The 10,641-nt window shown below is 70.0% G+C and carries 8 protein-coding genes; all 8 read right to left on the bottom strand.

Annotated elements, in window-relative coordinates:
- Positions 1–176: 176 nt before the first annotated feature.
- On the bottom strand, positions 177–458 hold the full coding sequence (locus ACWDR4_RS44805; protein ID WP_105974351.1) for an HU family DNA-binding protein: 282 nt from the start codon (positions 456–458) through the stop codon (positions 177–179).
- A 359-nt stretch (positions 459–817) separates the two neighbouring features.
- Entirely contained in the window at positions 818–2,233 is a 1,416-nt protein-coding gene (locus ACWDR4_RS44800) for a malic enzyme-like NAD(P)-binding protein (RefSeq protein WP_450417295.1), read from the bottom strand.
- 341 nt (positions 2,234–2,574) lie between these two features.
- A complete protein-coding gene (locus ACWDR4_RS44795) occupies positions 2,575–4,896 on the bottom strand; it encodes a HelD family protein (protein ID WP_450417293.1) in 2,322 nt (773 codons plus the stop codon).
- 184 nt (positions 4,897–5,080) lie between these two features.
- A complete protein-coding gene (locus ACWDR4_RS44790) occupies positions 5,081–5,866 on the bottom strand; it encodes an anti-sigma factor family protein (RefSeq protein ID WP_450417291.1) in 786 nt (261 codons plus the stop codon).
- Positions 5,867–5,913: 47 nt separating this feature from the next.
- Entirely contained in the window at positions 5,914–6,435 is a 522-nt protein-coding gene (locus tag ACWDR4_RS44785; protein ID WP_044471680.1) for a sigma-70 family RNA polymerase sigma factor, read from the bottom strand.
- A 359-nt stretch (positions 6,436–6,794) separates the two neighbouring features.
- Entirely contained in the window at positions 6,795–7,364 is a 570-nt protein-coding gene (locus tag ACWDR4_RS44780) for a CGNR zinc finger domain-containing protein (protein WP_450417289.1), read from the bottom strand.
- A gap of 425 nt (positions 7,365–7,789) precedes the next feature.
- The gene (locus tag ACWDR4_RS44775) at positions 7,790–8,959 is read right to left on the bottom strand and encodes a uroporphyrinogen-III synthase (RefSeq protein WP_450417287.1); all 1,170 of its coding nucleotides are present in this window, start codon (positions 8,957–8,959) and stop codon (positions 7,790–7,792) included.
- 123 nt (positions 8,960–9,082) lie between these two features.
- Positions 9,083–10,465, bottom strand: coding sequence for a nitrate/nitrite transporter (locus ACWDR4_RS44770; protein WP_450417285.1), 1,383 nt, complete (start codon positions 10,463–10,465; stop codon positions 9,083–9,085).
- Positions 10,466–10,641: the final 176 nt, after the last annotated feature.

The following is a 10,641-nucleotide window of genomic DNA, read 5'->3' as shown; positions in this document are numbered from 1 at the left end:
CCGGCGCCGTGGTGTTGGGGCTGGTGGTAGAGCCAGCCGACGCCGACGACGTGGCGGTGACCGCCCCATCGGCGTCAACTACAGCGCCCCTTAAGGGGCGCGGGGAACTGCGCGACCAGCCACGACGGGCCGGCAGTCGCCCACGGCGCCAAGCCAAAAACGGCGAACAGGCGCCCTTACTTACCCTTGGCCGCTTCCTTCAGCTTGCTGCCCGCGGAGACCTTGACGCTGTAGCCGGCGGGGATGTTGATCGGGTCGCCGGTCTGCGGGTTGCGCGCGGTGCGAGCGGCACGGTGGGTGCGCTCGAAGGTCAGGAAGCCGGGGATGGTGACCTTCTCGTCGCCCTTGGCGACGATCTCACCGACGGTCTCGGCGAACGCGGCCAGCACGGCGTCGGCGTCCTTGCGAGTCACTTCGGCGCGGTCGGCCAGCGCGGCCACCAGCTCACTGCGGTTCATGTCGTTACTCCCGTGTTCTTCTTGCTGTTGAGGCGTGCCCCGCGGCGGAGCCGCATGGCGGGCACAGCGAAGCCGATGTTGCCAGGGTCCTCGGTGGGTCCCCGGACCCGGGTCCGTCGTCGGACCCTCGCGCCCGAAGACGCATCCTGCCCCCACCTGCGGCGGGAAAGCCAATCCGGCACCCCTGGGAGTCACACGAACACCCTTGGAAGTCACCTGGAAAGCGTTACCGGCCGGGGCCGGGCGGGGTGAGTCTGGCCGCCACCCTAGAGGCGCCCGGGGGCGGGGTGCCCCCGACGCGCCGGTACGGGGGCCCGTGGCAACCGTCACATATTGTGCGCGTCTGCCCGTGTGGGCGCCTACTCGGCAGCCGCCGCGGCCTTCGCCGCCTCGCGCACCGCACCCGCCACCGCGCCCGCGACCTTGTCGTTGAAGACGCTCGGCACGATGTAGTTGGGGTTCAGCTCGTCCTCGGTGACGACGTTCGCGAGTGCGGTGGCCGCCGCGAGCATCATCTCGGTGTTGACCGTGCGGGACTGCGCGTCCAGGAGGCCGCGGAAGACACCCGGGAAGACCAGCACGTTGTTGATCTGGTTCGGGAAGTCCGAGCGCCCGGTGGCCACGACGGCCGCCGTCTGACGGGCGATCGCCGGGTCGACCTCGGGGTCGGGATTCGCGAGCGCGAACACGATCGCGTCGTCCGCCATCGCGGCCACGTCGTCGCCGTCGATGACGTTCGGGGCGGAGACGCCGATGAAGACGTCGGCGCCGCGCACGGCCTCCTTGAGGGTGCCGGTGAGGCCCTCCAGGTTGGTGTTGTCGGCGATCCAGCGCAGCGGGGAGTCGGGGGCCGCGTTCACCAGGTCCGCGCGGCCCGCGTGGACGACACCCTGGATGTCGGCGACGACCGCCTGCTTGACGCCCGCCGCGATGAGCAGCTTGAGGATGGCCGTACCGGCCGCGCCGGCGCCGGACATGACGACCCGGATGTCGCCGATCGCCTTGCCCGTGACGCGCAGGGCGTTGGTGAGGGCGGCGAGGACGACGATCGCGGTGCCGTGCTGGTCGTCGTGGAAGACGGGGATGTCGAGGGCCTCGCGGAGGCGGGCCTCGATCTCGAAGCAGCGCGGGGCCGAGATGTCCTCGAGGTTGATGCCGGCGAAGCCCGGGGCGATGGCCTTGACGATCGTGACGATCTCGTCGGTGTCCTGGGTGTCCAGGCAGATCGGCCAGGCGTCGATGTCGGCGAAGCGCTTGAAGAGGGCCGCCTTGCCCTCCATGACCGGCATGGCGGCCATGGGGCCGATGTTGCCGAGGCCGAGGACCGCGGAGCCGTCGGTGACGACCGCGACGGTGTTGCGCTTGATGGTGAGGCGGCGGGCGTCCTCGGGGTTCTCGGCGATCGCCATGCACACGCGGGCCACGCCCGGGGTGTAGATCATCGAGAGGTCGTCACGGTTGCGGATGGGGTGCTTGGACTGCATCTCGATCTTGCCGCCGAGGTGCATGAGGAACGTACGGTCCGAGACCTTGCCGAGGCTGACGCCCTCGATGCCGCGCAGCTGCTGGACGATCTCGTCGGCGTGCGCGGTCGAGGTGGCCGCGATGGTGACGTCGATCCGGAGCAGTTCGTGGCCGGAGGCGGTGACGTCGAGGCCGGTCACCGAGCCTCCGTGGGACTCCACGGCCGTGGTGATCTGAGAGACCGCGGTTCCGCTCGCGGGCACCTCCAACCGGACCGTGATCGAGTAGGAGACGCTGGGCGCCGTTGCCATGGCCGACTTCCTTCTGCTTTCACCCTGATGCTTGGTTTGCCGTCCGATCGTCGCACCTACCGTTGAGTAGCTGGTAGCGGGGCCTCGATTGCGAACGTTTTGTTCTCAATAAGTTCTTCAGCAAAAAACGTCAGCAAAAAAGAGGTCCACGTCACCAGGTGACGTGGACCTCTTCACGTGCCTTCTGCGTTCAAGTGGCACCGACCCGCCATGCTCGCCTCGCGGCAAGTGGTCGCTCGTAGCGACGAAGGTTGGGCCCGGGGGCTTGGATCGAGCCGGTGCCACGTCAACGGTAACAAACGATCCCCGTAAGGCAATTCCCATCGGCCACAGTCTTGGCATCAGTCACGGAGAAGATCAGGCACCCCTCGTGCGTCGGGCTCGTCGCGGTCCGCCGACACGACCGTGAGCTGCTGCGTTGCCCGGGTCAGGGCGACGTACAGCACGCGCAGGCCGGCCGGGCTCTCGTCGGCGATCTCGGCCGGGGAGACGACCACGGTGGCGTCGTACTCCAGTCCCTTGGCCTCCAGGCTGCCCAGGGCCACCACGCGGTCGCCCAGGCCCGCCAGCCAGCGGGCGGCCTCCTCGCGGCGGTTCATGGCCACCACGACGCCCACGGTGCCGTCGACGAGGTCCAGGAGACGGGCGGCCTCGTCCCTGACGGACTTGGCCAGGGAGCCTCGTACAGCTACGAAACGCGGCTCCACTCCCGTCGAGCGGACCGCCCTCGGGGACTCCGAGCCCGGCATCGCCAGGGCCAGGACCTTGGCGGCCAGTTCGGCGATCTCGGCCGGGTTGCGGTAGTTGACGGTGAGGGTGAAGCGGCGGCGCGGGCGGGTGCCGAGGGCCTCGTCGCGCGCCTCGGCCGCCTCGTCGGGGTCGGACCAGGACGACTGGGCCGGGTCGCCGACGACCGTCCAGGTGGCGTGCCGGCCCCGGCGGCCGACCATGCGCCACTGCATCGGGGTGAGGTCCTGGGCCTCGTCGACGATGACGTGGGCGTACTCGGTGCGCTCCTGGGCGAGCCGCTCGGCGCGTTCGCGCTGCGACTCCTCCCGTACCGGCATCAGTTCTTCGAGGCCGGTGAGCTGGTCCAGGGGGTCCAGGTCGCGCCGCTTGCGGGGGCGGGCCGGGGTGCCGAGGATCGCGAGGAGTTCGTCGAGCATGGCCACGTCGTGGACCGAGAGGCCGTCGCGCTTGAGGGAGCGGGCGACCCGGCGGACCTCGCCCGGGTTCAGGATGCGGCGGGCCCAGCGGCCGAGGCGGCGTTCGTCGGACATGGCCGTGAGGACGGAGGCGGGGGTCAGTTCCGGCCACCAGGCGTCGAGGAACGCGATGAAGTCGTCCTCGGTCGTGACGTCCTCGTCGAAGGAGGAGCGGAGTTCCGCGGCCAGCTCCGGGTCGGTGTGCCGGCCCTGGGCGCCCGAGCGGGCCCACAGGGCGTCCAGGAGGAGCTTGCGGGCGCGGGGGCGCAATAGGTTGACGGGGGCCGTGCCGCTGAGCGCCGACTCGCGGACGCGGGCCAGTTCGGGGGCCTCCAGTTCGATACGGCGGCCGAAGGCGACGACCCTCAGGCGGGTGGTCGCAGTGGACTGGTCGTTGCGCTCCAAGGCGCCCCGCGCGGCCTTCCGCAGCACCTTGAGCATGCGGTACGAGCCCTTGGCGCGGGCCACGGCCGGGGAGTCGTACAGCGTGGCCTCGGCGCCGTCGACGAGGGAGCCGATGGCGCGGATCGCGACCTGGCCCTCCTCACCGAGGGAGGGCAGGACTCCCTCCGTGTACGCCACGAGCAGGGGCGTGGGCGAGACGATCAGGATGCCGCCCGCGTACCGGCGCCGGTCCTGGTAGAGCAGGTAGGCGGCGCGGTGCAGGGCGACGGCCGTCTTGCCGGTGCCCGGGCCGCCCTCGACGTACGTCACCGAGGCGGCGGGGGCGCGGATCACCAGGTCCTGTTCGGCCTGGATGGACGACACGATGTCCCGCATGGTGTGGCTGCGGGCCTGGCCGAGCGCGGCCATCAGGGCGCCGTCGCCGATCACCGCGAGCTCCTGGCCGTCCAGGGACGCCGTCAGCTCGGGGCGCATCAGGTCGTCCTCGACGCCGAGGACACGCCGGCCCTTGGAGCGGATGACGCGGCGGCGGACCACCCGGCCCGGATCGACCGGGGTCGAGCGGTAGAAGGGCGCGGCGGCCGGGGCGCGCCAGTCGATGACGAGGGGCGAGTAGTCCTCGTCGAGGACGCCGATACGGCCGATGTGGAGGGTCTCGGCGATGTCGGCGGTGCCGTCGGGGCTCACGGCCCCTTCCGCGGCCTCCACGGCCGTGTAGGCGCCGTCCGGGCCCTTCTTGCCGTCCATCCCCCGCAGCAGGTCGATACGGCCGAAGAGGAAGTCCTCGAACTCGTTGTTCAGCCTGTTGAGGTGGATGCCGGCGCGGAACACCTGGGCGTCCCGTTCGGCGAGCGCGCCGGGGGTGCCGACCTGGCCTCGCTTGGCCGCGTCGTGCATGAGGAACTCGGCCTCGTTGATCTTCTCCTCAAGACGCCGGTACACCCGGTCCAGGTGTTCCTGTTCGACGCTGATCTCGCGGTCGCGGACGGAGTCCTGCAGTGAGGAGTCCTCGACCGGTACGAGCGCCGTTTCCTGCTGAGCCTGAGCGGCCACCGGGCCCCCTTCTGACGTGCTGGGCAGCCGTCAACCGTACGCGAAAGGAGGGCCTTGAAGCTACGCAACCGCCCCAGGACACCGTACGAGTCTTCGTACGAGGCGTCCTGGGGCGGTCGCGGAGCGAGCTGTGGGACTACTGCGGGACTACGGACGGGCTACTGCCGGAGTGCTGCGGGCGAGGTCAGGCGTCGACCTCGACAAGCTGTTCGCCGGCAGAGGTGACGACCTCGAAGTGGTCGATCTCGTCGGCGGTGAAGGCCGTTCCGCCGTGGATGTAGAGCGGGTTGCGGGCCTCCGCGTTCGTCGAGTCCTTGATGCCGTAACCCCACTTCGGGACGGACCAGTTGGACATCGTCTCGCGCGAGCCGTCCTTGCCGACGACGACGAGGGAGCACTTCAGCGGGCCCTTGACGCCGGCCAGCTCCAGGACCGCGCCGACACCCCAGCCCTTCGAGTCCATCGCCACGGTCGCGGTGACCTTGGTGGTGGGGTCGGTGGCGGAGACCCGGTCGGTCATGAGAGCGAAGGCTTCCTGGGCGGAACCAGTGGCCTTCGCCACCGACGACGACGGCGCGGGTGCGGCCTCGTTGCTGGTGTTGCCGCTGGTCGTCGCGAACACCGTGGCCGGGCCGCCGATGATGAGGGCTGCCGCGGCGGCCACCATGTAGAAGCTGCGCCGACGCTTGCTCGCACGCCGTTCCGCGACCTCGTCCACCAGTCTGGTCGACAGTTGCGGACTCGGGCGGGCGGACAGCGACTCGCCGATGGCAGGGGTTCCCTGGGCACCGGGCAGGTCCGCGAGGGCGGCCAGCATCGGTTCCATCCCGGCCAGCTCGTCGAGCTGCTGGGCGCACCACTCGCACCCGGCGAGGTGTGCTTCGAAGGCCGTGGCCTCCGCGTCGTCGAGGATGCCGAGGGCGTAGGCGCCTACGGTCTCGTGTTCGTTCGGTCCCTGGGAACCCTGCATTCCTCGCATGGAACCAGGACTACCCGCTCCGAACCCCCCGTAAATGCTCATGCCGTCACCCCCCGCTCCTCCAGTGCGAGCTTCATCGAACGCAGGGCGTAGAACACCCGTGAGCGCACCGTTCCGCTGGGTATGCCCAGCGTTTCGGCGGCTTCGTTCACGGTACGCCCCTTGAAATAGGTCTCGACCAGGACCTCCCGGTGGGCAGGGGTCAGGTCGTCCAGCGCGTCCGACAACGTCATCAGCCACAACGCCTTGTCGATCTCGTCCTCCGCGGGGATGACCTCCAGCGGCGACGGGTCCACCTCCTGCGGCCGGGCCTGCCGGCTGCGGTGGCCGTCGATGACGATGCGCCGGGCGACCGTCACCAGCCAGGGGCGTACCGAACCGGTTGCTCGATTGAGCTGACCGGCGTTCTTCCAGGCACGGATGAGCGTCTCCTGCACGACGTCCTCGGCTCGTTGCCGGTCTCCGGCGACCAGCCTGAGGACATATGCCAGGAGAGGCCCTGCGTGCTCTCGGTACAGCGCACGCATCAAGTCCTCGTCGGGTTCCGAGGGCTGGGACATGCGATGTCGGGCCCTCGGTGCTCGTTCATTGGCCACGACGGAATCCTTGCGCACGCCCACCTCCGCTGTCCCGGGTTCCCCCAGTCGGTCGCTCCCCCCGAGGTACGGAAGGGCGGTGCGGGATGTTCAACGTGCGACCACAACTTTCTTTATCTGGACGAGACGTGAGGGACAAGGGAGCACATTCCCGCCGCAAGTGCTTTACGTTTCCGCCACATTGGCAAGATCACGGCGATGCCCGCGGCGCGCCGACTGGAAACTCACGTGTAATCAACGTCACTGCAACCTGCGGGAGTTGGTGGGTCCGATTCCGCCCGACAGGCCCGCTATGAGTGAACTGTGAGTGGCCGGCGAACGGTCTACGCGCGTGCGAGGGCGGCCCGTCGGCGGTGCCTCGCGACCCGCTCCCGGTTGCCGCAGATTTCACTGGAACACCATCTGCGCCGTCTTCCCCGGGAGGTGTCGAGGTAGACGATCGGGCAGTTGTCGCCCTCGCACTGACGCAGGCAGGCGCGTGCCACGGGGTCGGTGAGCAGCTCCACGGCGTCCCGGGCGACCACGCCGAGCAGGGCCGCGCAGCCGGGCGGCCCGTGCAACTCCCGTACGAGCGTGCCGTCTTCGGCGCGGACCACGCGGGGCGCCGGGGTCGCGGGGCGGGCGAGGTCGTTGAGGCGGTCGAGGAGGTGCGGGTCGGCGGCTGCGGGGTTTCGCACCAACTGGCCGGTCAGGTCCCGGAGTTCGCGGAAGTCCGTGACCCAGGAGGCGTCGGCGTGGCGCAGGGGTGTGTCTGCCGGGACGAGCCCGGAGCCGAGGATCCAGGCACGGAGCGGCTCGACTGCGCCGATCCGCTCGTCGGGGTGGGTGGTCGCGAGGAGGTCCAGGCAGATCCGCCCGGCGTCGAAACGCAGCTCGTACGAGGCTGTGGCCACGGTCGTCTCCGATGCGGATGCCAGTGACGGGGGCAGGGGGAACCGTTGCCTCTACAGTGCCTGGCCCGTGTCGCGGCCGGAACCCCTCGGCTGCGCGAAACGCTCCGCGGGACAGGCAGTTCTTCGTCTGCGGCCCTGTGGGGGTCGCTCCGCGGGACAGGCGGTTCTTTGTCTGCGGGTCCGTGGGGGCTGGTCGCGCAGTTCCCCGCGCCCCTATCGGGCGCGTTGCGGCCAGGCCCCGACAGGGGCTCAGCCCCCGACCAGCACGCCGAGTGCAGCGCGCCCCGTCAGGGGCGCGGGGAACTGCGCGCTCGGCCCCCACCGGCGCGCGGACGAAGAAACCACGCGTCACCCCCCGATAGGGGCGCGGGGAACTGCGCGACCAGCCCCCACGGACCCGCAGACGAAGGAACTACCCGAAGGAACTACCCGTCGGAGTACTTCGCGTCCGCTGCTGGGTCCAGGGCCAGGCGGTAGCCGCGTTTTACTACCGTTTGGATGAGTTTGGGGGCGCCCAGGGCGGTGCGTAGGCGGGCCATCGCTGTTTCTACCGCGTGTTCGTCTCGGCCGGCTCCGGGCAGGGCCCGGAGGAGTTCCGCTCGGGCCACGACCCAGCCCGGGCGGCGGGACAGGGACCGCATCAGGGACATGCCGGCCGGGGGTACGGGGCGTAGGGCGCCGTCCACCAGGACCGCGTGGCCGCGGATCTCGACGCGGTGGCCGGCGATGGGCAACGCCCTTGCGCGGGACGGGAGTTCCTTGCAGAGGAGTTGGACCAGGGGGCCCAGGCGGAAACGTTCGGGGGAGACCGTGTCGACTCCGTGGGCCTGGAGCGGCAGCGCGGTGACCGGGCCCACGCACGCGGGGAGCACGTCGTGGTGGAGGGCGGCGAGGAGTTCCGGGAGCATCCCCCGGTGCTCCGCCCGGGAGAGAAGGGACGCGGCGGCGGGGGCGCTGGTGAAGGTGAGCGCGTCCACGCCGCGCGAGACGGTGGCGTCGAGGAGCCGGTCGACGGGGCCGATGTCCTCCGGCGGCATCCACCGGTAGACGGGCACACCGACGACCTCCGCGCCCGCCGCCCGCAGCGACTCCACGAACCCGGGCAGAGGCTCGCCGTGCAGCTGGATGGCGATACGGCGCCCCTCGACACCCTCCTCCAAGAGTCGGTCGAGCACCTCGGCCATGGACTCGGAGGACGGCGACCAGTGCTCGGTGAGCCCGGCGGCCCGGACGGAGCCCTTGACCTTGGGGCCGCGCGCCAGCAGCTCGACCCCGCCGAGACAGGCGAGCAGGTCCTCGCCGAGCCCCCAGCCGTCGGCGGCCTCGATCCAGCCCCGGAAGCCGATGGCGGTGGTGGCGACGACGATGTCCGGCGCCTGGGCGATGAGCTGCTTGGTGGCCGCGAGCAGCTCGCTGTCGTCGGCGAGCTGCACGATCCGCAGAGCGGGCGCGTGTACGACGGCCGCGCCCCGCCGCTGGAGGAGTGTCCCGAGTTCATCGGCCCGACGCGCGGCCGTGACACCCACGGTGAACCCCGCGAGGGGACCGTGGTCAGGTTGGGCCGGTCGTACTGGTCGCTGCTCTTCGTCGTACATGGCTCTCGTCCCGCAGTCGGGTCACATCCGGCACTGTCGTGCCGAACGAGCCTGTCAACGGCGCGTGACAGGCTCGGTTCGGGTTCATGTCGCTGGTGTTACTTAAGCCGCTTCGGGTGGGTGTCACACCTCGGCGTAGCTGAGCTGGGGCTTTGTCTCGGAGGCCGTGGCCGCTGTGGCCTGTGCGCCGGCCGGGCGGCGAAGGTATACAGCCCAGGTGACAAGGAAGCAGACCCCGTAGAAGGCGAGGAAGCCGACGAAGGCACCGGTGCCGGAGCCGACGCTCAGGAAGGACTGGCGGAACGCGAGGTTGATACCGAGGCCGCCGAGCGCGCCCACCGCACCGATGAGCCCCATGGAGGCACCGGACAGGCGACGGCCGTACGCCGCGGCTGCCTCACCGTCCAGCCCCTTGGCCAGGGCCTTGGCGTGGAAGATGCCGGGGATCATCTTGAACGTCGAGCCGTTGCCGAGGCCGGTGAGGACGAACAGGGCGATGAAGGCCGTGGTGAACAGCGGCAGCGACTTCTCCATGGACGCCATGACGATGACACCGGTGGCGGCGGCCATGCCGACGTAGTTCCACAGCGTGATCTTCGCGCCGCCGTAGCGGTCGGCGAGCCAGCCGCCGACGGGACGGATCAGCGAGCCCAGCAGCGGGCCGATGAAGGTGACGTACGCGGACTGGAGCGGCGTACGGCCGAACTGCGTCTGGAGGACGAGCCCGAACGCGAAGCTGTAGCCGATGAACGACCCGAACGTCCCGATGTAGAGGAAGGACATGATCCAGGTGTGCGCGTCCTTGACGGCGTCCTTGGCGGCGCCGGTGTCGTTCTTCAGGGACGTGATGTTGTCCATGTAGAGGGCCGCGAGGACCGCGGCGACGACGATGAACGGGATGTAGATCCCGAGGAGTACGCGCGGTCCGCCGCTCGCGCCGATGACCGCGAGGCCGATCAGCTGCACGACCGGGACACCGATGTTGCCGCCGCCCGCGTTGAGGCCGAGCGCCCAGCCCTTCTTGCGGAGCGGGAAGAAGGCGTTGATGTTGGTCATGCTGGAGGCGAAGTTGCCGCCGCCGATGCCGGCGAGCATGGCGCAGACGAGGAACGTGCCGAAGGACGTCCCCGGTTCCATGACGATGAACGCCGCGATCGTCGGGATGAGGAGCAGCGCCGCGGAGACGATGGTCCAGTTCCGGCCACCGAAGAGGGCGACGGCGAAGGTGTAGGGGACGCGGACGACGGCGCCGACGGCGGTCGCCATCGACACGATGAAGAACTTGTCCGCCGGGGTGAGCCCGTACTCCGGTCCCATGAACAGCACCATCACGGACCACAGCGTCCAGATGGAGAAGCCGATGTGCTCGGAGAGGACGGAGAAGAACAGGTTGCGGCGGGCGACCTTCTCTCCGGTCGCGTTCCAGAAGGCCTCGTCCTCGGGATCCCAGTGCTCGATCCAGCGGCCTCCCCTGCCGGGTGCGGGGGCTGAACTAGGGGCTGTCATGACGCCTCCACGGTGGTCCGGGGCTCGGGTGGTTCTTGTCGGGGTGCTGAGCGGTGATGAGTCCCGAAGGTAGGCAGAGCGCGTTTCCACCCTGTGGCTGTGGGTGACCGGAAGGGAACTTTGCTCTCACCCCGCGAGGAGGTGGGATGAGAGGTTACGCAGACGGAGGTCACGGC

It is taken from the genome of Streptomyces sp. NPDC000878, assembly GCF_053599695.1.
This window is presented reverse-complemented; position numbering and strand designations above follow the sequence as displayed.

Excerpts from the sequence above, each read along its gene's own strand:
- ACWDR4_RS44805 (WP_105974351.1), bottom strand. The coding sequence starts at position 458 with ATGAACCGCAGTGAGCTGGTGGCCGCGCTGGCCGACCGCGCCGAAGTG.
- ACWDR4_RS44800 (WP_450417295.1), bottom strand. The coding sequence starts at position 2,233 with ATGGCAACGGCGCCCAGCGTCTCCTACTCGATCACGGTCCGGTTGGAG.
- ACWDR4_RS44790 (WP_450417291.1), bottom strand. The coding sequence starts at position 5,866 with ATGCAGGGTTCCCAGGGACCGAACGAACACGAGACCGTAGGCGCCTAC.
- ACWDR4_RS44785 (WP_044471680.1), bottom strand. The coding sequence starts at position 6,435 with ATGTCCCAGCCCTCGGAACCCGACGAGGACTTGATGCGTGCGCTGTAC.
- ACWDR4_RS44775 (WP_450417287.1), bottom strand. The coding sequence starts at position 8,959 with ATGTACGACGAAGAGCAGCGACCAGTACGACCGGCCCAACCTGACCAC.
- ACWDR4_RS44770 (WP_450417285.1), bottom strand. The coding sequence starts at position 10,465 with ATGACAGCCCCTAGTTCAGCCCCCGCACCCGGCAGGGGAGGCCGCTGG.